Here is a 26,787-nt window from a genome sequence, read left to right as displayed (position 1 = left end):
ACCTCTTACAGGAGAGCAAAGGTGAAAGACTTATTAAAGTTTCTGAAACAACAAACTAAAACTGAAGAGTTTGATGTTATTCGTATCGGTTTATCCTCACCGGATATGATCCGTTCATGGTCATTTGGTGAAGTGAAAAAGCCAGAAACGATCAACTACCGTACCTTTAAACCAGAGCGTGACGGTTTATTCTGTGCCCGGATTTTTGGCCCGGTAAAAGATTACGAGTGTTTGTGCGGTAAGTACAAGCGCTTAAAGCACCGCGGTGTTATTTGTGAAAAGTGTGGCGTTGAAGTTACCTTAACCAAGGTGCGTCGTGAGCGGATGGGCCACATTGAGCTGGCCAGCCCGGTAGCGCATATCTGGTTCTTAAAATCGCTGCCAAGCCGGATTGGTTTATTACTGGATATGACCCTGCGTGATATCGAGCGCGTGCTGTATTTCGAAAGCTACGTGGTAACAGAGCCAGGCATGACCTCGTTAGAGCGTCGCCAGATGTTAACTGAAGAAGAATATCTGGATGTGCTGGAAGAGCATGGCGACGAATTCGAAGCCAAGATGGGTGCTGAAGCCGTGCTGGACATCCTGCGTGGTATCGACTTAGCAGTTGAAATTAAGCAGATGCGTGAAGAGCTGCCTACTATCAACTCTGAAACTAAGCGTAAAAAGATCAGCAAGCGTTTAAAACTAATGGAGTCATTTTTCACATCAGGCAACAAGCCTGAGTGGATGATTATGACTGTGCTGCCAGTACTGCCACCGGATTTACGTCCTCTGGTACCGCTGGACGGTGGCCGTTTTGCCACCTCAGACTTGAACGACTTATACCGCCGGGTGATTAACCGTAATAACCGCTTAAAGCGGCTGTTAGACTTGTCAGCACCGGACATTATCGTTCGCAACGAAAAGCGGATGTTACAGGAAGCGGTTGATGCCTTATTAGATAACGGTCGTCGCGGCCGGGCTATTACTGGCTCAAATAAACGCCCACTGAAATCTCTGGCCGATATGATCAAAGGTAAGCAGGGTCGTTTCCGTCAGAACTTACTAGGTAAGCGGGTTGACTACTCAGGCCGTTCGGTAATTACCGTAGGTCCTACTTTACGTCTGCATCAGTGCGGTTTACCGAAAAAAATGGCATTGGAATTATTCAAGCCTTTCATTTACGGTAAGTTAGAAGCCCGTGGTTTAGCCACGACCATCAAAGCTGCCAAGAAAATGGTTGAGCGCGAAGAAGGCGCCGTATGGGACGTGCTGGACGAAGTGATCCGCGAACATCCGGTATTGTTAAACCGGGCACCAACCCTGCACCGTTTAGGTATTCAGGCATTTGAACCGGTGCTGATTGAAGGTAAAGCAATTCAGCTGCACCCGTTGGTGTGTGCCGCTTATAACGCCGACTTCGATGGTGACCAAATGGCGGTACACGTACCGTTAACCATTGAAGCGCAGTTAGAAGCCCGTGCGCTGATGATGTCGACCAACAACGTGCTATCTCCGGCGAACGGTGAGCCAATTATCGTACCTTCACAGGACGTGGTATTAGGCTTGTATTACATGACGCGTGAGGCGATTAACGTCAAAGGCGAAGGCATGATGTTCAAGAGTGCGAAAGAAGCTGAAAAAGCCTTCCGCGCAGACTGTGCCAGCTTGCACGCCAAAGTTAAAGTTCGGATCACTGAAGTAGAAATTGCTGAAGATGGCAGCCGTACTGAAACCGTAGCGGTACGTGACACTACCGTTGGCCGTGCTATTTTATTCTCTATTCTGCCTGAAGGCCTGGCGTTTGATTCAATCAACCAGCCAATGGGTAAGAAGCAGATTTCACGCTTGTTAAACGGCGCTTATCGTCGCATCGGCCTGAAGCAAACGGTTATTCTTGCTGACCAAATCATGTATACCGGTTTCCACTATGCGATGTTGTCTGGCGTATCGGTAGGTATTGATGACATGGTGATCCCGGAAGCAAAAACCGAGATTATCGACGCAGCAGAAACTGAAGTCGCTGAAATTCAGGACCAGTTCCAGCAGGGTCTGGTTACCGCCGGTGAGAAGTACAACAAAGTTATCGATATCTGGTCAACAGCTAACGAAACCTTGTCAAAGGCGATGATGGACAATCTGTCTAAAGAGTCTGTGGTTGACCGTGAAGGCAATACTGTAGAACAGCAATCATTTAACTCAGTGTATATGATGGCTGACTCAGGCGCCCGGGGTTCACCAGCGCAGATTCGGCAGTTATCAGCGATGCGGGGTCTGATGGCGAAGCCGGATGGCTCTATCATTGAAACGCCAATTACCGCTAACTTCCGTGAAGGCTTAAGCGTATTACAGTACTTTATCTCTACCCACGGTGCCCGTAAGGGTCTGGCCGATACTGCACTGAAAACGGCAAACTCAGGTTACCTGACCCGTCGTCTGGTCGATGTCGCCCAGGATTTAGTGGTAACAGAAAGCGATTGTGGATCAGATCAGGGCATCATTATGAAGCCATTGATCGAAGGTGGTGACGTGGTTGAAGGCCTGCGTGAGCGGGTTCTGGGCCGGGTTGTTATCGGTGATGTTGTATCACCAACTACCAGTGAAGTATTAGTTGCCGACGGCACCATGCTGGACGAACAACTTTGTGATCTGATCGAACAAAATTCAATTGACGAAGTTCATGTTCGCTCAGTAATTACCTGTCAGACTGACTTTGGTGTCTGTGCCAAATGTTATGGCCGTGACCTGGCTCGTGGTCACCTGATCAACGCCGGTGAAGCAGTAGGTGTTATTGCTGCCCAGTCAATCGGTGAACCAGGTACCCAGCTAACGATGCGTACGTTCCACATCGGTGGTGCAGCGTCACGGGCGTCAGCTGAAAACAGTGTGCAGGTGAAAAATGCCGGTACCTTAAAACTGCATAACGCTAAGTTTGTGCGCAACGCCGATAACAAAATCGTTATTACCTCACGTTCTGCTGAAGTAACCGTATTCGATGAGTTAGGTCGTGAGAAAGAGCGTTACAAGCTGCCATATGGTTCTATTATGGCAACTGACGACAATGCTAAAGTCGCTTCTGGTCAAATCGTCGCGAACTGGGATCCGCATTCACACCCCATTATCGTTGAGCGTGGTGCCAAGGTTAGCTTCAGTGATGTAGATGATACCAACACTGAAGTACAACAGGATGAACTGACCGGCTTAACCCGGACAGTAGTAAAAGATTTGGCTAAAGCTAACGCGAAAGAGCCAAAACTTATCCTGGCGACCGATGATGGCGGCCTGCAGGAAATTCGTCTGCCAAGTTTTACTACTATCGAAGTAGCAGACGGCGAAACTGTACTGACCGGTGGCGTGTTAGCGCGTATTCCGCAGGAAAGTTCAAAAACACGCGACATTACCGGTGGTCTGCCACGGGTTGCCGATTTATTTGAAGCACGTAAACCAAAAGATCCAGCCATCCTGGCCGAAATCTCAGGTGTTATCAGCTTCGGTAAAGAAACTAAAGGTAAACGTCGTCTGGTTATTACCCCGGAACAGGGTGATGCCCATGAAGAGATGATCCCGAAATGGCGTCAGGTTAATGTGTTCGAAGGTGAGCGCATTGAAAAGGGCGAAGTGATCTCTGAAGGTCCGGAATCTGCGCACGATATTCTGCGGTTACGTGGTATTCACCATGTAGCCAGCTACATCGTTAACGAAGTTCAGGATGTTTATCGCTTGCAAGGCGTAAAAATTAACGATAAGCACATTGAAACGATTATTCGTCAGATGCTGCGTAAGTGTTTAATCACCAGCCCGGGTGACAGTGAGTTCCTGGAAGGTGAAATGGCAGAAGTGGCCCGTGTCAATATCGCAAACCGCGATCTGGAAGCGGCCGGCAAAATGCCTGCACAGTATGAGCGTTCATTACTGGGTATTACTAAAGCGTCACTGTCGACTGATTCATTTATTTCGGCAGCGTCGTTCCAGGAAACAACCCGTGTTCTAACTGAAGCCGCTGTTGGTGGTAAGTTTGACGAACTGCGTGGTTTGAAAGAAAACGTTATTGTTGGCCGTTTGATCCCGGCAGGTACTGGTTTTGCTTACCATCAAAACCGTGCCCGTCTACGTCAGCGTGGCGGCAATACCGACGTTGTTGAACCGTCAATGAGTGCAGAGTCTGCTGAACAGGCCCTGACCGATGCACTTAATATGAATTTGTCGGGCAACGACGAGTAAGAAAGGAGCAGGCAGTTTGCCGGTGGATAAAAAGCCAGCAAACTGCATTGTAACTTGACAGGTCAAAGCTTGACCATTAGAATTCCGCGACCCTAATTTTGGGGTGCGGAATTTTCACGTTTATTGGGTATTTATTAACCAGGAGTATTTAATGGCAACAATCAACCAGCTAGTGCGTAAGCCGCGCAGCCAGAAGGTAGCCAAGAGCACCGTTCCGGCGCTTGAAGCTTGCCCGCAGAAGCGTGGTGTTTGTACCCGTGTATACACCACTACACCTAAGAAGCCAAACTCAGCATTACGTAAAGTATGCCGTGTTCGTTTAACTAACGGATTCGAAGTTTCTTCTTACATTGGTGGTGAAGGCCATAACCTGCAAGAGCACAGTGTTGTGCTTATTCGCGGTGGCCGGGTAAAAGACCTTCCAGGTGTGCGTTACCACACCGTACGTGGCACATTAGACTGTGCAGGCGTAAAAGATCGTAAACAAGCCCGTTCTAAGTACGGTGCGAAGCGGCCTAAGAAATAACGGTACTCCGTTAGTAAGGCCAAACTAAACAACTTTTTTTCTTCAATGTATTAAAAGTTTTGGAATCACCTGAAGCAATCGGAGTTACGAATGCCAAGAAGACGCGTCATAGGTCAACGTAAAATCCTTCCAGATCCTAAGTTCGGAAGTGAATTACTTGCCAAGTTTGTCAATGTCGTTATGGTCGACGGAAAAAAATCCACAGCCGAATCAATTGTATACGGCGCCTTAGAAATTGCAGCTACCAAATCGAAGAAAGAGCATATTGATCTTTTCGAAGTTGCTTTAGATAACATTCGTCCAACTGTCGAAGTTAAATCACGTCGGGTAGGTGGTTCAACCTATCAGGTACCATGTGAAGTTCGTCAGGTTCGTCGTAATGCTCTGGCTATGCGTTGGTTGGTAGAAGCTGCCCGTAAACGTGGTGAAAAATCAATGGCTCAGCGTTTAGCTGGTGAAATGCTGGATGCCATCGAAAACAAAGGTTCTGCGGTTAAGAAGCGTGAAGACGTGCACCGTATGGCCGAAGCGAACAAAGCATTCGCTCACTTCCGCTGGTAAGCAGATTCAAAAGATGAGGACACTATTGTGGCACGTACAACCCCAATAGAACGCTACCGCAACATTGGTATCTGTGCGCATGTAGATGCGGGTAAAACCACGACTACTGAACGTGTACTTTTTTACACCGGTCGTTCACACAAGATCGGTGAAGTACACGATGGCGCCGCTACTATGGACTGGATGGAGCAGGAGCAGGAGCGTGGTATTACAATTACCTCGGCTGCAACTACGACGTTCTGGGCCGGTATGCAGGCACAGTTTGACCAGCATCGGATAAATATTATCGATACACCGGGTCACGTTGACTTCACTATCGAAGTTGAACGTTCGCTGCGGGTGTTGGATGGTGCTGTGGTGGTGCTGTGTGGCTCGTCTGGGGTGCAACCGCAGACTGAGACTGTATGGCGTCAGGCAAACAAGTACGAAGTTCCTCGGATGATTTTTGTCAACAAGATGGACCGGACCGGTGCTGACTTCCTGCGGGTAGTGAAGCAGGCCCGGACCCGTCTTAACAGCACTATTGTGCCTATTCAGCTGCCTATTGGTGCTGAAGACGACTTTAGTGGTGTGGTTGACCTGATCAAAATGAAAGCAATTAACTGGAACATGGAAGACCAGGGTATGACCTTCAATTATGAAGAGATCCCGTCTGACATGTTGGCAGAGTGCAAAGAGTGGCGTCAGAACCTGATTGAAGCTGCGGCTGAAGCCAGTGAAGACCTGATGGAGCGCTACCTTGAAGGCGATGAGTTCTCAGAACAAGAGATCAAATCAGCCCTTCGTGCACTGACATTACGAAATGAAGTGGTATTGGTACTATGTGGCTCCGCCTTTAAAAACAAAGGCGTGCAAGCTATGTTGGATGCGGTTATAGAATACTTGCCTTCACCGACCGAGGTTAAGGCGATAAATGGTATTCTGGAAGACGAGTCTGAAGGGGAGCGTCATTCAAGTGACGATGAACCTTTTGCAGCACTTGCCTTTAAGATCGCCACTGACCCATTCGTTGGCACCTTAACTTTCTTCCGGGTTTACTCTGGTGTGGTAGAGGCAGGTTCCTCTATTTATAACTCCGTGAAACAGAAGAAAGAGCGGATTGGCCGGATGGTACAAATGCATGCCAATACCCGTGAAGAGATCAAAGAAGTTCGTGCCGGCGATATTGCCGCCGCAATCGGTTTAAAAGATACCACGACAGGCGACACCTTGTGTGATCAGGATAATGTCATTATTCTGGAACGTATGGAGTTCCCTGAGCCGGTTATCTCGGTAGCCGTTGAACCAAAAACCAAGGCTGATCAGGAAAAAATGGGTGTCGCGCTGGGTAAACTGGCGGCAGAAGACCCTTCTTTCCGGGTGCATACTGACGAAGAAACCGGCCAGACCATTATTTCAGGTATGGGCGAATTACACTTAGACATTATCGTTGACCGGATGCGTCGTGAATTCAAGGTTGAAGCCAACGTGGGTAAACCACAGGTGTCATATCGTGAAACGCTGCGCCAGGCTACCGAAGTCGAAGGTAAGTTTGTGCGTCAGTCTGGTGGTCGCGGTCAGTTTGGTCACTGTTGGCTGAAGATCGAACCGCAGGAAGAAGGTGCAGGTTACGAGTTCGTCAACGCGGTAGTGGGTGGTGTTATTCCGAAGGAATACATTCCTGCCATCGACAAAGGTATACAAGAACAGATGAAAAACGGCGTATTAGCGGGTTATCCGGTTATCGACGTTAAAGTGACTGTTTTTGATGGTTCATACCATGATGTAGACTCTAACGAGATGGCATTTAAAGTTGCTGCTTCAATGGGCTTCAAGAAAGGTGCGCTGCAAGCGAAACCGGTAGTACTTGAGCCAATTATGAAAGTTGAAGTGGTAACGCCAGAAGAGTTTATGGGTGATATAGTAGGTGACTTAAATCGTCGTCGCGGTATTATTCATGGTATGGACGATGCCCCTGGTGGTATCAAAATCGTTGACGCAAATGTTCCGTTATCAGAAATGTTTGGTTATGCAACCAACATGCGTTCACTGAGTCAGGGCCGCGCCTCTTACTCAATGGAGCCTCTGAATTATCAGGAAGCACCAAACAACGTAACTGAAGCGATTATCGCTGCACGTAAGTCTAACTAATCAATTAGTATGGCCCGGTGTAAGTCGGGCTACAATTTAATATAGAAGGGTCTACAAATGGCTAAGGCTAAATTTGAACGCGTAAAACCGCACGTAAACGTAGGTACCATCGGTCACGTTGACCACGGTAAAACTACTCTGACAGCTGCTATCACTAACGTATTAGCTAAGACATACGGCGGTCAGGCATTTGCTTTCGATCAAATCGACAAAGCACCGGAAGAAAAAGCCCGTGGTATCACTATCAACACGTCACACGTTGAATACGACACCCCTACCCGTCACTACGCTCACGTAGACTGCCCGGGTCACGCTGACTATGTTAAGAACATGATCACTGGTGCGGCGCAGATGGACGGTGCAATTCTGGTTGTTGCGGCGACTGATGGTCCTATGCCACAGACACGTGAGCACATCCTGTTATCACGTCAGGTAGGCGTACCTTACATCATCGTGTTCATGAACAAGTGTGACATGGTAGATGACGAAGAGCTGTTAGAGCTGGTAGAAATGGAAGTGCGTGAGCTGCTTTCAGACTACGACTTCCCAGGTGATGATTTACCGGTAATCCGCGGTTCAGCGCTGAAAGGCCTGGAAGGCGATGCTGAGTGGGAAAAGAAAATTCTGGAGCTGGGCGAAGCGTTAGACACGTACATCCCTGAGCCGGTGCGTGCGATTGACAAGCCATTCATCATGCCAATCGAAGACGTATTCTCAATTGCTGGCCGTGGTACTGTAGTAACAGGCCGGGTAGAGCAAGGTATCATCAAAGTCGGTGAGACAGTAGAAATCGTTGGTATCAAAGACACAGTAGCGACTACCTGTACTGGTGTAGAAATGTTCCGTAAGCTGTTAGACGAAGGTCGTGCCGGCGAGAACATTGGTGCGTTGTTACGTGGTACTAAGCGTGAAGACGTAGAGCGTGGTCAGGTATTGGCTAAGCCAGGTTCAATCAAGCCACACACTAAGTTCGAAGGCGAAGTGTACGTATTGTCAAAAGAAGAAGGTGGTCGTCATACGCCATTCTTCAAAGGCTACCGTCCACAGTTCTATTTCCGTACTACAGACGTAACTGGCGCAGTTGAATTGCCAGAAGGCGTAGAAATGGTCATGCCAGGCGACAACCTGAAGTTTGTTGTTGAGCTGATTTGCCCAATCGCGATGGACGAAGGTTTACGCTTCGCAATCCGTGAAGGCGGCCGTACTGTAGGTGCTGGTGTTGTATCTAAAATCATTGCTTAATTCTTAACTGAATAGCAGCAATGTAAAGAAGGCTCCCCTAAGGAGCCTTTTTTGTTGCCAAAATAAAATTCAAACGCATGTTTGAAAAACTTGTTTGAACCAGAGGGATATGCCATATTACTGACTCATCCGTCCAGTGAGGAATTTGCAATGAGCAGCTATCAGGCCCCGATAACCGATATGACCTTTAACTTATTTGATGTCTGGCAGTTAGACCAGTACTGGCAAACAAATGGTCAGTTAAAGGACTTAATAGAGGTCGATACCGCAAAAGCCATCCTGGAAGAGGCTGCGAAAATATGCGAGCAACAAATTGCGCCTTATTCAGCTGATGCGGATCAGCGCGGCGCACAGTTAACTGATGGCAAGGTAAGCCTGCCTGCTCATTACTACACTGCCTATCAAAGCTTAGCTGAGGGCGGTTGGACCAGCTTAAGCGGTGACCCGCAATATGGTGGTATGGGGATGCCGAAAGCCTTATCCATGATGGTCGACGAAATGCTTTGCAGCAGCGATATTGCTTTTTCACTATATCCTGGCTTAACCGCAGGCGCCTGCGTAGCGTTGTTGCAGCATGCCGATGACACCACCAAACAAACTTATTTGCCAAAACTATACAGTGGTGAATGGTCCGGCACTATGTGTTTAACCGAATCACATGCCGGCTCTGATCTCGGTATTATGCGTACTACTGCCAAGCCAAATGCTGATGGCAGCTATGCGTTAAATGGCTCAAAAATATTTATTACCGCCGGCGAACATGAACTGACAGCTAACATTATCCATCTGGTGCTGGCGAAACTGCCTGACGCACCAGCTGGTAGTCGGGGGATTTCATTATTTTTAGTGCCAAAATATCTGCTTGATAACAATGGTGAGCCGGGCGAGCCCAACAAGGTTAGTGTCGGTTCTATCGAGCATAAAATGGGCATTAATGGTTCGGCGACTTGCGTCCTGAATTTTGATGATGCTAAAGGGTTTTTGATTGGTGAGCCCCATCGTGGTTTAAGTTGCATGTTTACCATGATGAATTATGAGCGGCTGTCGATGGGTAGCCAGGGCCTGGGTGCTGCCGAGCGGGCTTATCAGAATGCATTGGCTTATGCCAAAGACCGCTTGCAAGGACGGATCAACGAACAGGACGCCAATAAAGCCCAGCCAATTATCGGCCACCCTGATGTGCAGCGGATGCTGCTGAACATCAAAGCCATCAACGAAGCAGGGCGTACTTTCGCTACCTGGGTTGCTGCACTGCTGGATAAATCTAAATATGATAACTGTGTGGTTTCTGGTCAGCGCGCTAATCTACTGACACCTATAGCGAAAGCTTTCATGACCGATCAGGGTTTTGATGCCTGTGTCAGTGCCCAGCAGGTATTTGGTGGCCACGGTTATGTTAAAGAGTGGGGCATGGAGCAACTGGTTCGCGATGTTCGCATAGCGCAGATTTATGAGGGTACCAATGGTATCCAGGCTGCTGATTTTATGCTTCGTAAAGTCGCAGCAGATAACGGCGCAGTGTTGTTTAGCTTGTTGGATGACATCTCTACTGAATTGACAGAAAAGCCGCATGCGTTGGCTAAGCCATTAGTCATGATAATTGGTGAGTTGCGACAACTGACAATTGAGCTCCTGAATAAAGAAAATACCGTGCTGGCTGGCGCTGCATGTGACTATCTGACACTGGTCTCCTACACATTATATGGCTACATGTGGTATAAAAATCTGCTGGCCCTGGATAAAGATAAACATAGTCGTGATTTTATAGACGCTAAAACCCATACTGCAAGTTGGTACTTCAGCCGGATTTTACCAAAAGTAGCTGGTATCAGCGCTGTTCTGAACGCTGATTGCGCCATGTTGTACAATCTGGCGCCTGAAAACTATTAGTCGAAGTTGCTGCAGTAGCGAAAGACCTGCAAGCTGTATAAGAGATTTGATTTAAGGACCACTATGAAGTTAGTGTTTGCTTGCCTGCTATTATGGGTAACCCTGCCATTGTTTGCCGCTGATGCACTGGACAAAAGATTAAAAGCAGAGCAATGGGATGAGTATGAACCTTTTACTCTGCTGCCGCATGAAACGAACTATCTGATGCCATTGACGTATGTGGATGGTATTGCTGGTACGTTGAATCGAGACGGGGTAAGTGCACAATCAGACAACGTCGAAGCAAAGTTTCAACTAAGCCTGAAAACCCCCCTGTGGACCAAGATTTATAAAGACAATGGTTATCTGTTTTTCGCCTTTACCCAGCAGGCTTACTGGCAGGCTTATAATTCCAGGGTATCATCACCTTTTCGGGAGACCAATTACGAGCCGGAACTTATCTTAATGCTGCCGCATTACCGTAATTATGAAGAAGCGGCCAGCCGGATCATTAGTTTAAGCCTATCTCACCAATCTAATGGTCGTGCTGGTGAGCTCTCGCGCAGCTGGAATCGTTTAAAATTAAGCTGGGTAACGTCGATAGGTAATGTTTTTATCAACTTTGAGCCCTGGTATCGTTTTAACGAGCAGAGAAAAACCGCTGTGGACGACCCGAAAGGCGATGATAACCCGGACATTACTAAATACATGGGTTGGTTTGAGTTATCCGCTGCTTATAAGCAGGATGATGCCACCTGGCGGCTAATGCTGCGTAACAATCTACGCAGCGATAATAAAGGTGCGCTGCGTTTGTCGTACTCCCGGCCATTTAACCGGCATATCCGTTTATATGTCGAGCTGTTTAATGGTTATGGCGAGAGCCTGATTGACTACGACCGTTCGGTGACCCGTTTTGGTATCGGTTTTGAATTAAATGATATTCTCTGATTAGCACAAAAGACAGCGCAAATTATAAACAACACTTGCGTTAATGGCTGATTTCAGTATAATACGCGGCCAGTCGATTTAATTATGGCTGCAACAGTTAACAGCGCTGAACTTGCTTCAGGCTGAATTAACTGTTCGACAATGCTCCCGATTGGGGAGCAACTGGTACTTTGGTGCATAAGCATACCCAATTAGGGTTATGGCTTATGTTTATTTTTGCTCTTTTTGCTCTTTGAGGCTTTGATACATGAGTAGTCAAAGGATACGCATCCGTCTGAAAGCGTTCGATCACCGCTTGATCGATCAGTCAACTATGGAAATCGTTGACACAGCTAAGCGTACTGGCGCCCAGGTCCGTGGTCCTATTCCACTGCCAACCCGTCAGGAACGTTTCACTGTTCTGATTTCTCCTCACGTCAATAAAGATGCGCGTGACCAGTACGAAATCCGTACCCACAAGCGTTTAATCGACATCGTTGAACCAACCGAGAAAACGGTTGATGCGCTGATGCGTTTAGATCTGCCTGCTGGCGTTGACGTTCAAATTAGCCTGGGTTAATCAGACAGGTTTTTAGAGAGGTTTAGGAAATGGCTATCGGTCTAATCGGTCGTAAAGTGGGCATGACACGCATCTTCACTGAAGATGGCGTATCAATCCCTGTAACCGTAATCGAAGCAACACCAAACCGCGTTACTGCTGTTAAAACGCAAGACGTTGAAGGCTATAGCGCGCTGCAAGTGACTGCTGGTTCTATTAAGGCTAACCGCCTGAACAAACCTGAAGCGGGTCACTTCGCGAAAGTGGGTGTTGATGCTGGTCGTGGTCTGTGGGAATTCCGCCTGCAAGACAACGAAGGCGCTGACATCCAGGTTGGCAGCGAGATTACTGTGGATATTTTCGCAGAAACGAAAAAAGTTGATGTGTCTGGCACATCAAAAGGTAAAGGTTTTGCTGGTGCTGTTAAGCGCTGGAATTTCCGTACCCAGGATGCTACTCACGGTAACTCTTTGTCACACCGTGCCCCAGGTTCTATTGGTCAAAACCAATCACCTGGTAAAGTATTCAAAGGTAAAAAAATGGCTGGTCACTTAGGTGCTGAGCGGGTAACCGTGCAATCGCTGGAAGTGGTTCGTGTAGACGCAGAGCGTAACATTCTGTTAGTAAAAGGCGCAGTGCCTGGTGCTATCGGCGGTGACGTGATCGTTAAACCAGCTGTTAAAAGCTAACGTCTGAGGAGATAAGTGATGGAATTAGCATTACGAGACGCTCAAGGCGCTCTTGAAGTTTCCGAAGCTACCTTTGGACGTGAGTTTAACGAAGCTCTGGTACACCAGGTAGTAGTTGCTTATGCAGCTGGCGCCCGTCAGGGTACCCGTGCACAGTTAACTCGTTCAGAAGTTCGCGGTGGCGGCAAGAAGCCATGGCGCCAGAAGGGTACAGGCCGTGCCCGTGCTGGTACAATCCGTAGCCCAATATGGCGCGGAGGCGGTGTGACATTTGCGGCTAAGCCACAAGATCACAGCCAGAAAGTAAACCGTAAAATGTATCGCGGTGCGATCATGAGCATTCTGTCTGAATTAGTTCGTCAGGAACGGTTAATCGTGGTTGAAAACTTCGCCGTTGACACCCCGAAAACCAAAGATTTATCTGCCAAATTAAAGGCGATGGATCTGAAAGACGTATTAATTGTGACTAACGAAGTAGATGAGAACCTGTTCTTATCTGCACGTAACCTGTACAAGGTTGACGTACGTGACGTACACGGTATCGACCCGGTCAGCTTAATCGCATTCGACAAAGTGTTAATGACTGCTGCTGCAGTTAAACAACTTGAGGAGCTGTTAGCATGATCCGTGAAGAACGTTTACTGAAAGTGATTCTGGCTCCGCACGTTTCTGAAAAAGCAACTAATGCGGCAGAAAACAACAACACTATCGTTTTCAAGGTATCTACTACTTCTACTAAAGCTGATATTAAAGCTGCCGTAGAAAAACTGTTTGAAACAGAAGTAGTGGGTGTTCGCACTGTTAATGTTAAGGGTAAGACCAAGCGCACTGGTGCGCGGATGGGCAAGCGTAGCGATTGGAAAAAAGCTTACGTTACTCTTAAAGAAGGCAGCGAAATCGATTTCGTTGGCGGCGCTGAGTAAGAAGAGGAGTTAGGAAATGGCACTTGTAAAGTGTAAACCTACGTCACCAGGTCGTCGCCACGTATTAAAAGTGGTTAACCCTGACCTGTACAAAGGCAAGCCTTATGCTCCTTTGTTAGAGAAGAACGTTAAAACTGGTGGTCGTAACAACAAAGGTCGTATCACTACCCGTCATATCGGTGGTGGTCATAAGCAACATTATCGTGTTGTCGACTTCAAACGCACTAAAGACGGTATCCCGGCTAAAGTTGAACGCTTAGAATACGATCCAAATCGTACGGCTAACATCGCTTTAGTCCTGTATGCAGACGGTGAGCGTCGTTACATTCTGGCCCCTAAAGGCCTGAAAGCTGGTGATTCAATTATTTCTGGTATGGACTCGCCTATTAAAGCGGGTAACACTTTGCCACTGCGGAATATCCCGGTAGGTCAGGTTGTGCACAATATCGAAATGAAACCAGGTAAGGGCGGCCAGCTGGCTCGTTCAGCCGGTGCTTTCGTACAGATCCTGGCACGCGACGGTGAGTATGTCACTCTGCGTCTGCGTAGCGGCGAAGTACGTAAAGTATTAGCGGATTGTCGCGCGACTATCGGTGAAATCGGTAATGCCGAGCACATGTTACGTCAATACGGTAAAGCTGGTGCTATGCGCTGGCGCGGCATTCGCCCAACCGTACGTGGTGTAGTAATGAACCCGGTTGACCACCCACACGGTGGTGGTGAAGGTAAGACTTCTGGTGGTCGTCACCCTGTTACTCCATGGGGCGTACCAACTAAAGGCTACAAAACTCGTTCAAACAAGCGTACTGATAAACTTATCGTACGTCGTCGTGATAAATAATTTGTGAGGAATTGCCATGCCACGTTCTCTCAAGAAAGGTCCATTTATTGACCTTCACTTGCTGAAGAAGGTAGAGAAAGCGTTGGAAAGCGGTGACAAGAAGCCTATAAAGACTTGGAGCCGTCGTTCAATGATCATACCTGATATGATCGGTTTGACCATCGCTGTCCATAATGGTCGTCAACATGTACCGGTGTTTGTCTCGGAAGAGATGGTTGGTCACAAGTTAGGTGAATTTGCACCTACTCGTACTTACCGTGGTCATGCAGCCGACAAAAAGGCCAAGAAGCGCTAAGGGGTAAATGATGCAAGCATTAGCTAAACACAAATTTGCCCGTTCTTCTGCACAGAAAACCCGTCTGGTCGCTGACCAGGTGCGTGGATTGTCAGTAGATAAGGCGCTGAACGTACTGACTTACAGCCCGAAGAAAGCTGCTGAGTTAGTTAAAAAGGTTCTTTTATCAGCCATTGCCAACGCTGAGCACAACGAAGGTGCGGATATTGATACGTTGAAAGTGAAGACCATCTTCATCGATGAAGGTCCTTCCATGAAACGGATTAAGCCACGCGCTAAAGGTCGTGCTGACCGTATTGTTAAGCGCACCAGCCACATTACTGTGGTTGTAGCTGATAACTAGGAGATAGAAATGGGACAGAAAGTACATCCTAATGGTATTCGCCTAGGTATCACTAAGCCATGGAGCTCAACCTGGTTCGCGAATACAAAAGATTTCCCGGATTTCTTAAACGGTGACTACAAAGTTCGTCAGTACCTGACGAAGCAATTGAAAGCCGCTTCAGTAAGCCGGATTGATATTGAACGTCCTGCGAAAAGCATCCGTGTGACTATTCACACTGCTCGTCCAGGCGTAATTATCGGTAAGAAAGGTGAAGACGTTGAGAAGATCCGCAAGCAAGTTGCCGCTATTGCTGGTGTACCTGCGCAGATCAATATCTCTGAAATCCGCAAGCCTGAATTAGATGCCAAATTAGTCGCTGATTCAATCAGCAGCCAGCTAGAGCGTCGCGTTATGTTCCGTCGTGCTATGAAGCGCGCAGTACAAAACGCCATGCGGATTGGCGCTAAAGGTATCAAGGTGCAGGTAAGTGGCCGTTTAGGCGGCGCTGAGATTGCCCGTGATGAATGGTATCGTGAAGGTCGTGTGCCACTGCACACCCTGCGCGCTGACATTGATTACAACACCTCAGAAGCTTTAACTACTTACGGTATCATTGGTGTTAAGGTGTGGATTTTTAAAGGCGAGATCTTAGGAGCTCTGCCATTAAGCAGCAACACCAACAACGCTAACAATAACAACCAGCCTAAAGCGCCGAAAAAACCGGCACGTAAGGCTAAGTAGGGGTATTGAGCGATGTTGCAACCAAAACGTACAAAATTTCGTAAAGTGCACAAAGGTCGTAACCGTGGTTTAGCCCAGGTAGGCGATAAAGTATCTTTCGGTACTTATGCACTGAAATCATTAGAACGTGGTCAAATGACTTCACGTCAAATCGAATCTGCACGTCGTGCTATGACGCGGGCTGTAAAGCGTGTTGGTAAAATCTGGATCCGTGTGTTCCCAGATAAGCCAATTACTGCTAAGCCGCTGGAAGTACGGATGGGTAGTGGTAAAGGTTCTGTTGAGTACTGGGTATGTCAGATTAAACCTGGCAAAGTTCTGTACGAAATGGACGGTGTGTCTGAAGAGTTAGCGCGTCATGCATTTACGCTTGCTGCTGCTAAGCTTCCATTTAAGACAACCTTTGTAACGCGGACGGTAATGTGATGAAAGCCAGCGAATTAAAATCGAAAAGTGTAGAAGAGTTAAACGCTGAATTATTAGGTCTGTTACGTGAGCAGTTCAATATGCGCATGCAAGCAGCTACTGGTCAGTTAGCTCAGACACATTTATTGAAGCAGGTGCGTCGTGATATCGCGCGCGTTAAGACTATCTTAACCGAGAAGGCAGGTGCGTAATGACTGAAGCGAATATCCGTACGCTGCAAGGTAAAGTGATCAGTAACAAGATGGACAAGTCTATCACCGTTGCTATCGAACGTTCTGTGAAGCACCCTATTTATGGGAAATTCATCAAGCGTACTACCAAACTGCACGTACATGACGAAACCAATCAGTGTAAAGAAGGCGATGTTGTCACAATCCGTGAATGTCGTCCTCTGTCCAAGACTAAGTCATGGACCCTGGTAGCGGTAGTTGAATCAGCGACTTAATTGTTAAGTCACTGCAAGAAACGGCCCCGTGGGGCCGTTTTTTATTATTAAACTATCCATTTAGTAAAAGTGCTGTTATAATCACGCGCCCTTCTATCTGGGGGGTATTTATTATCGTAAGCAGCGTAGTCCGAGAGGGCTATATAGTAGAATAGCGGAGCACTAAGATGATCCAGATGCAATCTATGCTGGAAGTCGCAGACAACAGCGGCGCGCGCAGCGTAATGTGTATTAAGGTCTTAGGTGGTTCGCATCGCCGTTATGCCGCAATTGGTGACGTCATTAAAATTACTGTTAAGGAAGCAATTCCTCGCGGTAAGGTTAAAAAAGGTGACGTTCTGAATGCAGTGGTGGTGCGTACACGCAAAGGCGTACGTCGTCAGGACGGGTCATTAATCCGTTTTGATCGCAATGCAGCAGTGTTGTTGAACACTAAGCTGGAACCGATCGGCACACGTATTTTCGGACCTGTAACACGTGAACTTCGTGGCGATAAGTTTATGAAGATCGTGTCACTGGCACCAGAAGTACTGTAAGGAGTCACAATGGCTAGTAAAATCCGTCGTGATGATGAGGTGGTTGTTCTTACTGGTAAGGACAAGGGCAAACGCGGCAAAGTGACGAAAGTATTACTTTCTGAAAACCGTGTTTATATCTCAGGCGTTAACCTGGTAAAAAAGCATCAGAAACCTGTTCCTGCGCTTAATACCCCGGGTGGTATCGTTGAGAAAGAAGCCTCTATTCATGTTTCAAATGTAGCGATTTTTAACCCTAAAACGGGTAAAGCTGATCGCGTAGGTTTCCGCTTTGAAGATGGCAAGAAAGTTCGCTTCTTCAAATCGAATAATGAAGTAATCTAATTGCTATTGGAGTAATACGATGGCGAAACTGCATGAAATTTATAAAGACACCGTAGTCCCAGAACTGTTTAAACAGTTTGGCTACACCAGCGTCATGCAAGTCCCTCGGATTGTTAAAATCACGCTCAATATGGGTGTGGGTGAAGCGGTTGCAGATAAAAAGATCCTTGATAACGCCGTAGCGGATTTAACCGCTATTGCTGGCCAAAAGCCACTTATCACTAAGGCTCGTAAATCTGTAGCAGGTTTCAAAATCCGTGAAGGCTACCCTATTGGCGCAAAAGTGACCCTGCGCGGCGAGCGTATGTGGGATTTTTTAGAGCGTTTAGTCTCTATTGCTATCCCACGTATTCGTGATTTCCGCGGTGTAAACCCGAAGTCATTTGATGGCCGTGGTAACTACAGCATGGGTGTACGTGAGCAAATCATTTTCCCAGAAATCGAATACGATAAAGTAGATGCAGTACGTGGTTTAGATATCACTATTACGACTACCGCTCGTAGCGATGACGAAGGACGTGCTTTACTTGCCGCGTTTAACTTCCCGTTCAAGAAATAAGGTGTAGGGTCATGGCAAAACAATCAATGAAAGCTCGCGAAGTAAAGCGTGCACAACTGGTAGCCAAATTCGCTGCAAAGCGTCATGAGCTGAAAGACCTGATTGCGAATCCAGCAACTTCTGATGAAGATCGTTGGGCAGCAGTTCTGAAGCTACAGACGTTGCCGCGTGATTCCAGCCCTTCACGTCAACGTAACCGTTGTCGTGTAACAGGTCGTCCACATGGTTATCTGCGTAAGTTCGGAATGAGCCGTATTAAGGTTCGTGAAGCAGCTATGCGCGGTGAAATTCCTGGCCTTCGTAAGGCTAGCTGGTAAGAATCACGGGAGTAACGAGCTATGAGCATGCAAGATCCAGTAGCGGATATGTTTACTCGCATCCGCAACGGCCAAGCTGCCAACAAAGTTGCGGTTAAAATGCCATCTTCAAAATTGAAGGTGTCAATCGCGAAAGTATTAAAAGACGAAGGTTACATCGGCGATTTCGCTGTGTCTGGTGATGTTAAACCAGAGCTGGAAGTTACGTTAAAGTATTTCCAGGGCAAATCAGTTATTGAGACTATCGATCGTGTTAGTCGTCCAGGTCTGCGAATCTATAAGAAGAGCGGCGAGTTACCTAAGGTAATGGGCGGTTTAGGTGTGGCCATTGTGTCAACATCTAAAGGACTAATGACTGACCGCGCTGCGCGCAAGGTTGGTATCGGTGGCGAAATCATCGGCTACGTAGCGTAACGGAGGTAGTAATCTATGTCTCGTGTTGCTAAGGCCCCAGTCACTATACCAACCGGCGTTACTTTAACGCAAAATGGTCAGGTTGTGACGCTGAAGGGCAAAAACGGCGAGTTAACAGTAGATGTTAACCCAGCAGTTGAGATCGTTGTCGAAGGTAACGTTTTACGTACCACTCCACGCGACGGTTTCGAAAATGCAAACGCACAAGCGGGTACTGCCCGTGCATTGATCAATAACCTGGTAACAGGTGTTAGTGAAGGTTTCGCTCAGAAGCTGGAACTAGTTGGTGTTGGTTACCGTGCAAAAGCAGAAGGTAAGGTGTTAAACCTGAGCCTGGGCTTTTCACACCCTGTAGTGTTCGAGATCCCGCAAGGTATCACTATCGAAACACCTACCCAGACTGAAGTCGTGGTAAAGGGTGCTGACAAACAATTAGTTGGTCAAGTTGCTGCAAACATCCGGGCATACCGTAAACCAGAGCCTTATAAAGGCAAAGGTGTTCGTTATGCGAATGAAAACGTGCGTCGTAAAGAAGCGAAGAAAAAGTAGGGTAAGACGATGGATAAGAAACTTGCTCGTCTGCGCCGTGCCAAACGCACTCGCAGAAACATTATCGAACAAGGTGCGAATCGCCTGGTTGTACACCGTACACCACGTCACATCTACGCCCAGCTTATCGCACCAAATGCTGAAGTGATCGTTGCTGCTTCTACTGCAGAAGCAACTATTCGTGAATCATTGAAGTACACAGGTAACGTAGATGCTGCAAAGGCTGTAGGTAAAGCGATTGCCGAACGTGCAGTAGCCAAAGGCGTTACTGCTTGTGCTTTTGACCGCAGTGGCTTCCAGTATCATGGTCGCGTGCAGGCGTTAGCAGACGCAGCGCGTGAAGCCGGTCTTCAGTTCTAGGAGTAGCTCATGGCTAACGAAGAAGCTAAACAACAATCTGATTTACAAGAGAAGCTTGTTGCAGTAAACCGCGTGTCAAAAGTAGTTAAAGGTGGTCGTATTTTCTCCTTTACTGCGTTGACTGTAGTCGGTGACGGCAACGGCCGCGTTGGTTTCGGTTATGGTAAAGCACGTGAAGTACCCGCTGCTATTCAAAAAGCAATGGAAAAAGCACGTCGCAACATGACCCAGGTTGAGTTAAATGGTCACACTTTGCACCACCCAACTCGTGGTGTGCATTCAGGCTCTAATGTATTTATGAAGCCTGCATCAGAAGGTACTGGTTTGATCGCTGGCGGTGCAATGCGCGCCGTATTAGAAGTAGCGGGTATCCAGAACATTCTGTCTAAGTGTTACGGCTCAACTAACCCAATTAACGTAGTTCGCGCTACCATCAATGCCCTGGCTTCAGTGAAGTCACCGGCGCAAGTGGCAGCTAAACGCGGTTTACGCGTTGATGACATTTTGGGGTAATTTGCCATGGCGAAGAAGACAATTAAAGTAACCCAGACTAAATCGAGCATCGGTCGTTTACCGAAGCATCGTGCATCGTTATCGGGTTTAGGTTTGCGCCGTATTAATCATACTGTCGAAGTTGAAGATACACCTTCAGTTCGTGGCATGATTAACGCTGTGTATTACATGGTTAAAGTGGAGGAGTAAAAGATGCTGTTAAATACACTTTCTCCCGCACCAGGTGCAAAGAAAGATAAAAAACGCGTAGGCCGTGGTATCGGTTCTGGCTTAGGTAAAACTGCAGGTCGCGGTCACAAAGGTCTGAAGTCACGTTCAGGCGGTAAAGTGCGTCCTGGTTTCGAAGGCGGTCAAATGCCATTGAAACAACGCTTACCTAAGTTCGGTTTCACTTCGCAGAAATCTCTGGTTTCTGCTGAAGTCCGGTTACACGAGCTGGCTGCAGTTAATGGTGACGTAGTTGATTTAGCAACCTTAATGGAAGCTAACATCATTTCTCGCACTGTTAAGTTCGCTAAAGTTGTGCTGTCTGGCGAGCTTACTCGTCCAGTGACTGTAAAAGGTTTAGGCGTAACTAAAGGCGCGCGCGCAGCCATCGAAGCCGCCGGCGGTAAAGTCGAAGAATAATAAGGATAGTACGCTATGGCTAAACCAGGTTCGGACTCAAGAGGTGCAAAAGGCGGATTCAGCGAGCTGAAATCCCGTCTGTTATTTGTACTTTTGGCCATAATCGTTTTTCGGTTAGGCTCCTTTGTGCCAATTCCTGGAATTGACGCCAACGTGCTGGCTCAGTTATTCGAGCAACAAAAAGGCACCATCGTTGAAATGTTTAACATGTTCAGCGGTGGTGCACTTGAGCGGGCTTCTGTTTTTGCGCTGGGTATTATGCCCTATATATCAGCTTCAATTATTGTTCAGTTGTTGACCGTGATGCATCCGCATTTGGCCGAACTGAAAAAAGAAGGCGAAGCCGGTAAGCGCAAGATAAACCAGTACACCCGTTACGGTACTTTAGGTTTAGCGATATTGCAGTCTATTGGTATAGCCACTGGCCTGCCAAATATGATGCCGGGGTTAGTGCTTAACCCGGGCTTTGCATTTTACTTTACTGCTATCATCAGTTTGGTTACCGGTACCATGTTCTTAATGTGGTTAGGTGAACAAATTACTGAGCGTGGCATTGGTAATGGTATATCGCTGCTTATTTTCACCGGTATTGTTGCTGGCTTCCCGTCTGCCATTGGCCAGACGATTGAGATGGCACGTCAGGGCGATTTGCACTTTTTACTATTAGTTGCTATTGGCGTAATTGTTATTGCGATTACCTGGTTTGTGGTGTTCTTTGAACGCGGCCAGCGTCGTATTGTGGTTAACTATGCTAAGCGTCAGCAGGGCCGTCAGGTGTTTGCCGCGCAAAGCAGCCATTTGCCGTTAAAGGTGAATATGGCCGGGGTTATTCCACCAATATTTGCGTCAAGCATTATTCTGTTTCCAGGCACTATTGCCAGTTGGTTTGGTACAGGCGAAGGTATGGTTGCTAACTTCCTGCAGGAAGTGTCGCTAGCTTTATCTCCGGGACAACCGCTGTATATGATGTTATACTCGGCGGCTATCATTTTCTTCTGTTTCTTTTATACTGCGTTGGTGTTTAATCCGCGTGATACAGCAGACAACCTGAAGAAATCCGGTGCTTTTATCCCTGGGATCCGTCCTGGTGAGCAGACATCAAAATACATTGATAAAGTGATGACCCGGTTAACCTTAGCAGGTGCTTTGTATATTACTTTTATCTGTTTGGTTCCCGAGTTCATGATGGTTGCATGGAATGTGCAATTTTACTTCGGCGGTACATCATTACTGATTATCGTGGTGGTAATTATGGACTTTATGGCACAGGTACAGACCCATCTGATGTCACATCAGTATGATTCTGTGCTTAAAAAGGCAAATCTTAAAGGCTATAGCCGTTAAGATATATTTGCGGAGTTAAGTTATGAAAGTACGAGCTTCCGTTAAGAAGATCTGCCGTAACTGCAAAGTTATCAAGCGCAACAATGTTGTGCGGGTAATCTGCAGTGAACCTAAGCACAAACAGCGCCAGGGTTAAGGTAGAAAACAGTTTATCGGGCTGAACATTGCGTTCGGCCCGTTAATTGTTTGCAATATGAGCGCCATTTGAGTATCCTTACGGGCTTTTCAAATTGGCACCTTTTAATTTTTTATAGGAGAACGTTAGTGGCCCGTATCGCTGGCATTAACATCCCCGATAATAAACATGCAGTTATCTCTTTAACGTATGTTTATGGTATCGGTAAAACCCGCGCTAAATCAATTTTAGCTGCTGTGGGTATCGAAGAAAGTATGAAAATTGCTGCATTATCTGATGCGCAGTTAGATACGCTTCGTGACGAAGTTGCTAAGTACACCGTTGAAGGTGACTTACGCCGTGAAGTGACATTAAACATTAAACGTTTAATGGATCTTGGTTGTTACCGTGGCTTACGCCACCGTCGTAGTCTGCCAGTTCGTGGTCAGAGAACTAAGACCAATGCGCGCACCCGTAAAGGTCCACGCAAAGCGATTAAGAAATAGGACGGGGTAATAACATGGCAAAAGCACCAGTTCGTACTCGTAAACGGGTAAAAAAGCAAGTTTCTGATGGTATGGCTCATATCCATGCCTCTTTCAACAATACCATCGTTACGATCACCGATCGTCAGGGTAACGCTCTTTGCTGGGCAACTTCTGGCGGTTCAGGTTTCCGTGGCTCGCGTAAGTCAACGCCGTTCGCTGCTCAGGTAGCTGCTGAACGTGCCGGTACTGCTGCGTTAGAATATGGTCTTAAGAACCTTGAAGTGTTTGTAAATGGTCCTGGCCCTGGCCGCGAATCAGCGATTCGTGCCCTTAATGCCGCTGGATACCGCATTACAAATATCACCGACGTGACGCCTATCCCGCATAACGGATGCCGTCCCCCTAAAAAACGTCGCGTGTAATTACAGCGCTTCACGGATTATTGGAGAAAGAAGATGGCAAGATATTTGGGTCCTAAGCTCAAACTTAGTCGTCGCGAAGGTACAGACCTGTTCCTGAAAAGCGGCGTAAGAGCAATTGATTCAAAGTGTAACTTAACAACTGCTCCTGGTCAGCACGGCGCACGTCGCGGTCGCTTATCAGACTACGGTTTACAGTTACGCGAGAAGCAAAAAGTGCGTCGTATGTACGGCGTGTTAGAGAAGCAGTTCCGTAATTACTACAAAGAAGCTGCTCGTTTGAAAGGTAATACCGGTGAAAACCTGTTAGCGTTGTTAGAGTCTCGTCTTGACAACGTGGTGTACCGTATGGGTCTGGCCAGTACTCGTGCTGAAGCACGTCAGCTGGTAAGCCACAAAGCTATTTTATTAAATGGCAAAGTGCTTAACATTCCATCGTATACTGTATTACCTGAACAAGTGATCTCTGTGCGCGAGAAAGCCAAGAAGCAGGCACGTATCAGTGCAGCTCTTGAAGTAGCAGCGCAACGTGAGAAGCCAACTTGGATAGAAGTTGACAACACGAAGCTGGAAGGCGTTTTCAAACGTCTGCCTGAGCGTTCTGACTTGTCTGCGGACATCAACGAACAGTTAATCGTCGAGCTTTACTCTAAGTAAAGCTAATTGTTAAGAGAGGATATATGCAGGGTTCTGTCACCGAATTCCTTAAGCCGAGATTAGTTGGTATCGAAAGGATCAACCCAACTCGTGCCAAAGTTACTTTGGAACCACTTGAGCGCGGTTTCGGGCATACCTTGGGCAACGCGTTACGTCGTATTCTGTTATCGTCAATGCCAGGTTGTGCAGTGACTGAAGTAGAAATCGACGGCGTGCTCCATGAGTACAGTGCCAAAGAGGGCGTCCAGGAAGATATTATTGATATCTTACTGAACCTCAAAGGCCTTGCCGTTCGCCTGGAAGACAAAGATGAAGTCACGCTGACTTTAACGAAGAAAGGTGCCGGCCCTGTAACTGCTGGAGATATCCAGCGTGGCGACGGTGTGGTTATTACTAACCCTGAGCACGTTATTTGTAATCTGACCGGCGAAACTGAGTTCAGTATGCGCCTGAAGATTGAGCGTGGTCGCGGTTATGTGCCTGCATCAGCTCGTTTGTCCTCCGATGATGACGAACGTCCGATAGGTCGTCTGTTATTAGACGCGTCATTCAGTCCGGTTGAGCGTATTGCTTACACCGTTGAGTCGGCTCGGGTAGAACAGCGTACCGACCTGGATAAGCTGATCATCGATATGGAAACCAACGGCACAGTTGAGCCTGAGGAAGCCATTCGTCGTGCAGCAACAATTATGGCTGAACAGCTGGAGTTCTTTGTTGAATTGCGCGATAAGAGTGAGCCGGAAAAACGCGAAGAGAAGCCGGAGTTTGATCCGATTCTGTTACGTCCAGTTGATGATTTAGAATTAACAGTTCGTTCTGCTAACTGCTTGAAGGCAGAGCAGATTCAGTATATCGGTGATCTGGTACAACGTACCGAGGTTGAGTTGCTGAAAACGCCTAATCTTGGTAAGAAGTCACTTACCGAAATCAAAGACGTGTTGGCGTCGCGGGGTTTATCTCTGGGCATGCGCCTGGAAAACTGGCCGCCAGCTAGTTTGGTAAATAAAGACTAACCAGACACCAGTTCCTGGTTTAGTGAGAAGGAATAGATCATGCGCCATCGCAAGAGTGGTCGTCAATTAAATCGGAACAGCAGCCACCGTACTGCAATGTTCCGCAACATGGCAAGCTCGTTGGTGAAGCACGAAATCATCAAAACGACTTTGCCAAAAGCTAAAGAGTTACGTCGTGTGATCGAACCATTGATCACCCTGGCTAAAAACGACAGCGTTGCAAACCGCCGTTTAGCTTTTGCCCGTACTCGTGATAAAGAAGTTGTTGGTTTGTTGTTCAACGTTTTAGGTCCGCGTTACAACGCGCGTCCAGGTGGTTACACTCGTATTATGAAGTGTGGCTTCCGTACCGGCGACAACGCACCAATGTGCTATATCGAGTTAGTTGATCGTCCTGAAGTGGACACTCTGCCAGTTGAAGAAACTGCAGCTGAGTAAGCTAATCTCTAATTAAAAAACCGGGCTTTTGCCCGGTTTTTTTATGCCTGTTTGTTTTTCCGCATAAATCTGTCTAAGCTAGAATATTCTGGATTTTGGTAGTGTGTTATGCAGTCAATTCGCGCCTTGTTTATCGCTGTTGTTATATTTTGCCCTTCACTGTTTCCTGCTCAGGCTGCAGCTTGTGCTGCTATTCACTCCGAAAAATGTCATCCGCTTCAGCCACTACTGGCTAATCATGCGGCAGATTACCCAATGGTTGCTCAGGTCCTGGCAAACTCTGAGCGCTTTAAGGTACAGATCCTCTATACCCAGATTGACCGTCAGCCAGACAGCATGGTGACGTTTACACATTATCAGTATGCTCTGGATGAACAACGGTATTTTTATCCGGCAAGTACCGTAAAATTGCCGGTATCTCTATTGGCGCTGCAATGGCTGGAACAGCAAAACCTGCCCGGGTTAACCAGAGATACTGTAATGCTTAGCGACAGTAGCCGGCCAGCACAAACAAAGGCCCTGGCAGATGACAGTGCAGTGAACAAACTACCCAGTATTGGCCACTATATAAAGAAAATTCTGCTGGTTAGTGATAATGACGCCTATAACCGCTTATATGAGTTATTAGGTCAGGATTATATTAATGATCAGCTAATGCGCATGGGATTAACTAACACTGTTATTAATCACCGTTTAAGTGTGCCACTGGCTGAAGTGGAGCAACGGCACTACAACCCAGTGCGGTTTGTAGACCCTGACAATAAGGTGGTATTAGCACTACCTGCCCGTAACAGCGACAAGCGCTATGTTAATAAGCCATCACCACTGCTGGGTAAAGCACATTTTGCAAACGGTAAACTGGTGCCTGAGCCAATGGATTTTAGCGAAAAAAACCGGTTTTCTGTGGTGGATTATAACGGCGTGCTAAAAAGGATTTTTTTTCCTGAAACATTCAGCGCAGAACAAAAATTTACTATTAGTGAGCAAAACCGCGAATTTATTATGCGTTATATGAGCCTGGCTCCGTCGGTAAGCCGCTACCCGGATTACGATGTAAATGAATACCCTGATAATTATGCCAAATTTTTGTTAGTAGGCGGCGAAGCTGAGCCAATACCGAGTCATCTTAAAGTTTTCGATAAAACCGGCTGGGCTTATGGCCATGCTATCGACGGTGCCTATATTGCCGATACCGAACATAATGTCGAGTTCTTACTGGTTGCGGTAATATATGCCAATGAAAACGATACTCTTAATGACGACAACTACCAGCTAAATGAAATAGCTAAGCCGTTTATGCGTCAACTGGGTCAACTGATCTATCAACATGAATTGCAGCGGCCACGTGAATTGGCTCCTGATCTTACTCATTTCAAAAACCTAAGCGAATAATTGCCCGAAATTTCATCAGT

36 protein-coding genes are annotated in these 26,787 nt (G+C 47.1%); all 36 read left to right on the top strand.

The window, feature by feature from the left end; all coding sequences use genetic code 11:
- Positions 1-21 precede the first annotated feature (21 nt).
- The 36 genes from rpoC to KG631_RS02190 all read left to right on the top strand — a co-directional run bounded on the left by rpoC (position 22) and on the right by KG631_RS02190 (position 26,767).
- Positions 22-4,203: a DNA-directed RNA polymerase subunit beta' gene (gene rpoC, locus KG631_RS02365; protein WP_213995047.1), complete on the top strand. Its 4,182-nt coding sequence runs from the start codon at positions 22-24 to the stop codon at positions 4,201-4,203.
- Between the two features lie 151 nt (positions 4,204-4,354).
- A complete protein-coding gene (gene rpsL, locus KG631_RS02360) occupies positions 4,355-4,729 on the top strand; it encodes a 30S ribosomal protein S12 (RefSeq protein ID WP_019677787.1) in 375 nt (124 codons plus the stop codon).
- A gap of 90 nt (positions 4,730-4,819) precedes the next feature.
- On the top strand, positions 4,820-5,290 hold the full coding sequence (gene rpsG / locus KG631_RS02355; protein WP_019677788.1) for a 30S ribosomal protein S7: 471 nt from the start codon (positions 4,820-4,822) through the stop codon (positions 5,288-5,290).
- 27 nt (positions 5,291-5,317) lie between these two features.
- Complete coding sequence (gene fusA, locus KG631_RS02350) at positions 5,318-7,420, top strand: elongation factor G (RefSeq protein ID WP_213995046.1); 2,103 nt, start codon at positions 5,318-5,320, stop codon at positions 7,418-7,420.
- 57 nt (positions 7,421-7,477) lie between these two features.
- On the top strand, positions 7,478-8,662 hold the full coding sequence (gene tuf, locus KG631_RS02345; RefSeq protein WP_097113087.1) for an elongation factor Tu: 1,185 nt from the start codon (positions 7,478-7,480) through the stop codon (positions 8,660-8,662).
- 150 nt (positions 8,663-8,812) lie between these two features.
- Positions 8,813-10,552 carry an acyl-CoA dehydrogenase gene (locus KG631_RS02340; protein ID WP_213995045.1) on the top strand — a complete coding sequence of 580 codons (1,740 nt, stop codon included), beginning with the start codon at positions 8,813-8,815 and terminating at the stop codon, positions 10,550-10,552.
- A 63-nt stretch (positions 10,553-10,615) separates the two neighbouring features.
- Positions 10,616-11,479: a phospholipase A gene (locus KG631_RS02335; protein WP_213995044.1), complete on the top strand. Its 864-nt coding sequence runs from the start codon at positions 10,616-10,618 to the stop codon at positions 11,477-11,479.
- A 247-nt stretch (positions 11,480-11,726) separates the two neighbouring features.
- Positions 11,727-12,038: a 30S ribosomal protein S10 gene (gene rpsJ / locus KG631_RS02330; RefSeq protein ID WP_019677715.1), complete on the top strand. Its 312-nt coding sequence runs from the start codon at positions 11,727-11,729 to the stop codon at positions 12,036-12,038.
- Positions 12,039-12,067: 29 nt separating this feature from the next.
- Positions 12,068-12,706 (top strand): 50S ribosomal protein L3, encoded by a 639-nt coding sequence (rplC, locus tag KG631_RS02325; RefSeq protein ID WP_213995043.1) that lies wholly within the window; start codon positions 12,068-12,070, stop codon positions 12,704-12,706.
- A gap of 18 nt (positions 12,707-12,724) precedes the next feature.
- The gene (gene rplD, locus KG631_RS02320) at positions 12,725-13,330 is read left to right on the top strand and encodes a 50S ribosomal protein L4 (protein WP_046555265.1); all 606 of its coding nucleotides are present in this window, start codon (positions 12,725-12,727) and stop codon (positions 13,328-13,330) included.
- Positions 13,327-13,629 carry a 50S ribosomal protein L23 gene (gene rplW / locus KG631_RS02315; protein ID WP_019677718.1) on the top strand — a complete coding sequence of 101 codons (303 nt, stop codon included), beginning with the start codon at positions 13,327-13,329 and terminating at the stop codon, positions 13,627-13,629. The genes rplD and rplW overlap by 4 nt, the downstream gene beginning before the upstream one ends.
- A gap of 16 nt (positions 13,630-13,645) precedes the next feature.
- A complete protein-coding gene (gene rplB / locus KG631_RS02310; RefSeq protein ID WP_213995042.1) occupies positions 13,646-14,470 on the top strand; it encodes a 50S ribosomal protein L2 in 825 nt (274 codons plus the stop codon).
- Between the two features lie 16 nt (positions 14,471-14,486).
- On the top strand, positions 14,487-14,765 hold the full coding sequence (rpsS, locus tag KG631_RS02305) for a 30S ribosomal protein S19 (RefSeq protein WP_019677720.1): 279 nt from the start codon (positions 14,487-14,489) through the stop codon (positions 14,763-14,765).
- 10 nt (positions 14,766-14,775) lie between these two features.
- Complete coding sequence (gene rplV / locus KG631_RS02300; RefSeq protein ID WP_019677721.1) at positions 14,776-15,108, top strand: 50S ribosomal protein L22; 333 nt, start codon at positions 14,776-14,778, stop codon at positions 15,106-15,108.
- 9 nt (positions 15,109-15,117) lie between these two features.
- Entirely contained in the window at positions 15,118-15,831 is a 714-nt protein-coding gene (gene rpsC, locus KG631_RS02295) for a 30S ribosomal protein S3 (RefSeq protein ID WP_019677722.1), read from the top strand.
- 12 nt (positions 15,832-15,843) lie between these two features.
- Entirely contained in the window at positions 15,844-16,257 is a 414-nt protein-coding gene (gene rplP, locus KG631_RS02290) for a 50S ribosomal protein L16 (RefSeq protein WP_019677723.1), read from the top strand.
- On the top strand, positions 16,257-16,448 hold the full coding sequence (gene rpmC, locus KG631_RS02285; protein ID WP_019677724.1) for a 50S ribosomal protein L29: 192 nt from the start codon (positions 16,257-16,259) through the stop codon (positions 16,446-16,448). The genes rplP and rpmC overlap by 1 nt, the downstream gene beginning before the upstream one ends.
- Positions 16,448-16,702, top strand: a complete 255-nt coding sequence (gene rpsQ / locus KG631_RS02280; RefSeq protein WP_213995041.1) for a 30S ribosomal protein S17 — start codon at positions 16,448-16,450, stop codon at positions 16,700-16,702. Before rpmC ends, rpsQ begins: the two co-directional genes overlap by 1 nt.
- A 167-nt stretch (positions 16,703-16,869) precedes the next feature.
- Positions 16,870-17,238, top strand: coding sequence for a 50S ribosomal protein L14 (rplN, locus tag KG631_RS02275; RefSeq protein WP_019677726.1), 369 nt, complete (start codon positions 16,870-16,872; stop codon positions 17,236-17,238).
- A 9-nt stretch (positions 17,239-17,247) separates the two neighbouring features.
- Positions 17,248-17,562 (top strand): 50S ribosomal protein L24, encoded by a 315-nt coding sequence (gene rplX / locus KG631_RS02270; RefSeq protein WP_019677727.1) that lies wholly within the window; start codon positions 17,248-17,250, stop codon positions 17,560-17,562.
- 19 nt (positions 17,563-17,581) lie between these two features.
- Complete coding sequence (gene rplE / locus KG631_RS02265) at positions 17,582-18,121, top strand: 50S ribosomal protein L5 (RefSeq protein ID WP_213995040.1); 540 nt, start codon at positions 17,582-17,584, stop codon at positions 18,119-18,121.
- 11 nt (positions 18,122-18,132) lie between these two features.
- Positions 18,133-18,438, top strand: coding sequence for a 30S ribosomal protein S14 (gene rpsN, locus KG631_RS02260; protein ID WP_019677729.1), 306 nt, complete (start codon positions 18,133-18,135; stop codon positions 18,436-18,438).
- A 21-nt stretch (positions 18,439-18,459) separates the two neighbouring features.
- Positions 18,460-18,852: a 30S ribosomal protein S8 gene (gene rpsH, locus KG631_RS02255; protein WP_213995039.1), complete on the top strand. Its 393-nt coding sequence runs from the start codon at positions 18,460-18,462 to the stop codon at positions 18,850-18,852.
- A gap of 15 nt (positions 18,853-18,867) precedes the next feature.
- The gene (gene rplF, locus KG631_RS02250; protein WP_213995038.1) at positions 18,868-19,401 is read left to right on the top strand and encodes a 50S ribosomal protein L6; all 534 of its coding nucleotides are present in this window, start codon (positions 18,868-18,870) and stop codon (positions 19,399-19,401) included.
- Positions 19,402-19,410: 9 nt separating this feature from the next.
- Positions 19,411-19,761 (top strand): 50S ribosomal protein L18, encoded by a 351-nt coding sequence (rplR, locus tag KG631_RS02245; protein ID WP_019677732.1) that lies wholly within the window; start codon positions 19,411-19,413, stop codon positions 19,759-19,761.
- 9 nt (positions 19,762-19,770) lie between these two features.
- On the top strand, positions 19,771-20,274 hold the full coding sequence (rpsE, locus tag KG631_RS02240) for a 30S ribosomal protein S5 (RefSeq protein WP_019677733.1): 504 nt from the start codon (positions 19,771-19,773) through the stop codon (positions 20,272-20,274).
- A 6-nt stretch (positions 20,275-20,280) separates the two neighbouring features.
- Complete coding sequence (gene rpmD / locus KG631_RS02235) at positions 20,281-20,463, top strand: 50S ribosomal protein L30 (RefSeq protein WP_097113077.1); 183 nt, start codon at positions 20,281-20,283, stop codon at positions 20,461-20,463.
- A 3-nt stretch (positions 20,464-20,466) separates the two neighbouring features.
- Positions 20,467-20,901, top strand: a complete 435-nt coding sequence (rplO, locus tag KG631_RS02230; RefSeq protein WP_019677734.1) for a 50S ribosomal protein L15 — start codon at positions 20,467-20,469, stop codon at positions 20,899-20,901.
- A gap of 15 nt (positions 20,902-20,916) precedes the next feature.
- The gene (gene secY / locus KG631_RS02225; RefSeq protein ID WP_213995037.1) at positions 20,917-22,245 is read left to right on the top strand and encodes a preprotein translocase subunit SecY; all 1,329 of its coding nucleotides are present in this window, start codon (positions 20,917-20,919) and stop codon (positions 22,243-22,245) included.
- Between the two features lie 22 nt (positions 22,246-22,267).
- Positions 22,268-22,381, top strand: coding sequence for a 50S ribosomal protein L36 (gene rpmJ / locus KG631_RS02220; RefSeq protein ID WP_008950799.1), 114 nt, complete (start codon positions 22,268-22,270; stop codon positions 22,379-22,381).
- Between the two features lie 128 nt (positions 22,382-22,509).
- Positions 22,510-22,866, top strand: a complete 357-nt coding sequence (gene rpsM / locus KG631_RS02215) for a 30S ribosomal protein S13 (RefSeq protein ID WP_019677736.1) — start codon at positions 22,510-22,512, stop codon at positions 22,864-22,866.
- 14 nt (positions 22,867-22,880) lie between these two features.
- Positions 22,881-23,270, top strand: coding sequence for a 30S ribosomal protein S11 (rpsK, locus tag KG631_RS02210; RefSeq protein ID WP_019677737.1), 390 nt, complete (start codon positions 22,881-22,883; stop codon positions 23,268-23,270).
- A 33-nt stretch (positions 23,271-23,303) separates the two neighbouring features.
- The gene (gene rpsD, locus KG631_RS02205; RefSeq protein WP_019677738.1) at positions 23,304-23,924 is read left to right on the top strand and encodes a 30S ribosomal protein S4; all 621 of its coding nucleotides are present in this window, start codon (positions 23,304-23,306) and stop codon (positions 23,922-23,924) included.
- 23 nt (positions 23,925-23,947) lie between these two features.
- The gene (gene rpoA / locus KG631_RS02200) at positions 23,948-24,937 is read left to right on the top strand and encodes a DNA-directed RNA polymerase subunit alpha (RefSeq protein ID WP_019677739.1); all 990 of its coding nucleotides are present in this window, start codon (positions 23,948-23,950) and stop codon (positions 24,935-24,937) included.
- A 39-nt stretch (positions 24,938-24,976) separates the two neighbouring features.
- Positions 24,977-25,375, top strand: coding sequence for a 50S ribosomal protein L17 (gene rplQ / locus KG631_RS02195; RefSeq protein WP_213995036.1), 399 nt, complete (start codon positions 24,977-24,979; stop codon positions 25,373-25,375).
- 108 nt (positions 25,376-25,483) lie between these two features.
- A complete protein-coding gene (locus tag KG631_RS02190; protein WP_213995035.1) occupies positions 25,484-26,767 on the top strand; it encodes a serine hydrolase in 1,284 nt (427 codons plus the stop codon).
- The last annotated feature ends 20 nt before the right edge of the window (positions 26,768-26,787 follow it).

The organism is Arsukibacterium sp., assembly GCF_018402695.1.
In the GTDB taxonomy this organism is placed as follows: Bacteria; Pseudomonadota; Gammaproteobacteria; order Enterobacterales; family Alteromonadaceae; genus Alishewanella.
This window is presented reverse-complemented; position numbering and strand designations above follow the sequence as displayed.

What these genes read in the sequence shown, in the direction of transcription:
- rpsN (WP_019677729.1), top strand. Translation starts at nt 18,133, where the DNA reads ATGGCAAAACAATCAATGAAAGCTCGCGAAGTAAAGCGTGCACAACTG.
- KG631_RS02335 (WP_213995044.1), top strand. Translation starts at nt 10,616, where the DNA reads ATGAAGTTAGTGTTTGCTTGCCTGCTATTATGGGTAACCCTGCCATTG.
- rpsQ (WP_213995041.1), top strand. Translation starts at nt 16,448, where the DNA reads ATGACTGAAGCGAATATCCGTACGCTGCAAGGTAAAGTGATCAGTAAC.
- rpsG (WP_019677788.1), top strand. Translation starts at nt 4,820, where the DNA reads ATGCCAAGAAGACGCGTCATAGGTCAACGTAAAATCCTTCCAGATCCT.
- rpsH (WP_213995039.1), top strand. Translation starts at nt 18,460, where the DNA reads ATGAGCATGCAAGATCCAGTAGCGGATATGTTTACTCGCATCCGCAAC.
- rplE (WP_213995040.1), top strand. Translation starts at nt 17,582, where the DNA reads ATGGCGAAACTGCATGAAATTTATAAAGACACCGTAGTCCCAGAACTG.
- rpsL (WP_019677787.1), top strand. Translation starts at nt 4,355, where the DNA reads ATGGCAACAATCAACCAGCTAGTGCGTAAGCCGCGCAGCCAGAAGGTA.
- rplW (WP_019677718.1), top strand. Translation starts at nt 13,327, where the DNA reads ATGATCCGTGAAGAACGTTTACTGAAAGTGATTCTGGCTCCGCACGTT.
- rpsE (WP_019677733.1), top strand. Translation starts at nt 19,771, where the DNA reads ATGGCTAACGAAGAAGCTAAACAACAATCTGATTTACAAGAGAAGCTT.
- rplX (WP_019677727.1), top strand. Translation starts at nt 17,248, where the DNA reads ATGGCTAGTAAAATCCGTCGTGATGATGAGGTGGTTGTTCTTACTGGT.
- rplN (WP_019677726.1), top strand. Translation starts at nt 16,870, where the DNA reads ATGATCCAGATGCAATCTATGCTGGAAGTCGCAGACAACAGCGGCGCG.
- rpsK (WP_019677737.1), top strand. Translation starts at nt 22,881, where the DNA reads ATGGCAAAAGCACCAGTTCGTACTCGTAAACGGGTAAAAAAGCAAGTT.
- rplQ (WP_213995036.1), top strand. Translation starts at nt 24,977, where the DNA reads ATGCGCCATCGCAAGAGTGGTCGTCAATTAAATCGGAACAGCAGCCAC.
- rplO (WP_019677734.1), top strand. Translation starts at nt 20,467, where the DNA reads ATGCTGTTAAATACACTTTCTCCCGCACCAGGTGCAAAGAAAGATAAA.
- rplC (WP_213995043.1), top strand. Translation starts at nt 12,068, where the DNA reads ATGGCTATCGGTCTAATCGGTCGTAAAGTGGGCATGACACGCATCTTC.
- tuf (WP_097113087.1), top strand. Translation starts at nt 7,478, where the DNA reads ATGGCTAAGGCTAAATTTGAACGCGTAAAACCGCACGTAAACGTAGGT.
- rplB (WP_213995042.1), top strand. Translation starts at nt 13,646, where the DNA reads ATGGCACTTGTAAAGTGTAAACCTACGTCACCAGGTCGTCGCCACGTA.
- rplV (WP_019677721.1), top strand. Translation starts at nt 14,776, where the DNA reads ATGCAAGCATTAGCTAAACACAAATTTGCCCGTTCTTCTGCACAGAAA.
- rpsJ (WP_019677715.1), top strand. Translation starts at nt 11,727, where the DNA reads ATGAGTAGTCAAAGGATACGCATCCGTCTGAAAGCGTTCGATCACCGC.
- secY (WP_213995037.1), top strand. Translation starts at nt 20,917, where the DNA reads ATGGCTAAACCAGGTTCGGACTCAAGAGGTGCAAAAGGCGGATTCAGC.
- rplP (WP_019677723.1), top strand. Translation starts at nt 15,844, where the DNA reads ATGTTGCAACCAAAACGTACAAAATTTCGTAAAGTGCACAAAGGTCGT.
- rpsD (WP_019677738.1), top strand. Translation starts at nt 23,304, where the DNA reads ATGGCAAGATATTTGGGTCCTAAGCTCAAACTTAGTCGTCGCGAAGGT.
- rpoA (WP_019677739.1), top strand. Translation starts at nt 23,948, where the DNA reads ATGCAGGGTTCTGTCACCGAATTCCTTAAGCCGAGATTAGTTGGTATC.
- KG631_RS02340 (WP_213995045.1), top strand. Translation starts at nt 8,813, where the DNA reads ATGAGCAGCTATCAGGCCCCGATAACCGATATGACCTTTAACTTATTT.
- KG631_RS02190 (WP_213995035.1), top strand. Translation starts at nt 25,484, where the DNA reads ATGCAGTCAATTCGCGCCTTGTTTATCGCTGTTGTTATATTTTGCCCT.
- rplD (WP_046555265.1), top strand. Translation starts at nt 12,725, where the DNA reads ATGGAATTAGCATTACGAGACGCTCAAGGCGCTCTTGAAGTTTCCGAA.
- rplF (WP_213995038.1), top strand. Translation starts at nt 18,868, where the DNA reads ATGTCTCGTGTTGCTAAGGCCCCAGTCACTATACCAACCGGCGTTACT.
- rpmJ (WP_008950799.1), top strand. Translation starts at nt 22,268, where the DNA reads ATGAAAGTACGAGCTTCCGTTAAGAAGATCTGCCGTAACTGCAAAGTT.
- rpsS (WP_019677720.1), top strand. Translation starts at nt 14,487, where the DNA reads ATGCCACGTTCTCTCAAGAAAGGTCCATTTATTGACCTTCACTTGCTG.
- rpmD (WP_097113077.1), top strand. Translation starts at nt 20,281, where the DNA reads ATGGCGAAGAAGACAATTAAAGTAACCCAGACTAAATCGAGCATCGGT.
- rpmC (WP_019677724.1), top strand. Translation starts at nt 16,257, where the DNA reads ATGAAAGCCAGCGAATTAAAATCGAAAAGTGTAGAAGAGTTAAACGCT.
- rpsC (WP_019677722.1), top strand. Translation starts at nt 15,118, where the DNA reads ATGGGACAGAAAGTACATCCTAATGGTATTCGCCTAGGTATCACTAAG.
- rplR (WP_019677732.1), top strand. Translation starts at nt 19,411, where the DNA reads ATGGATAAGAAACTTGCTCGTCTGCGCCGTGCCAAACGCACTCGCAGA.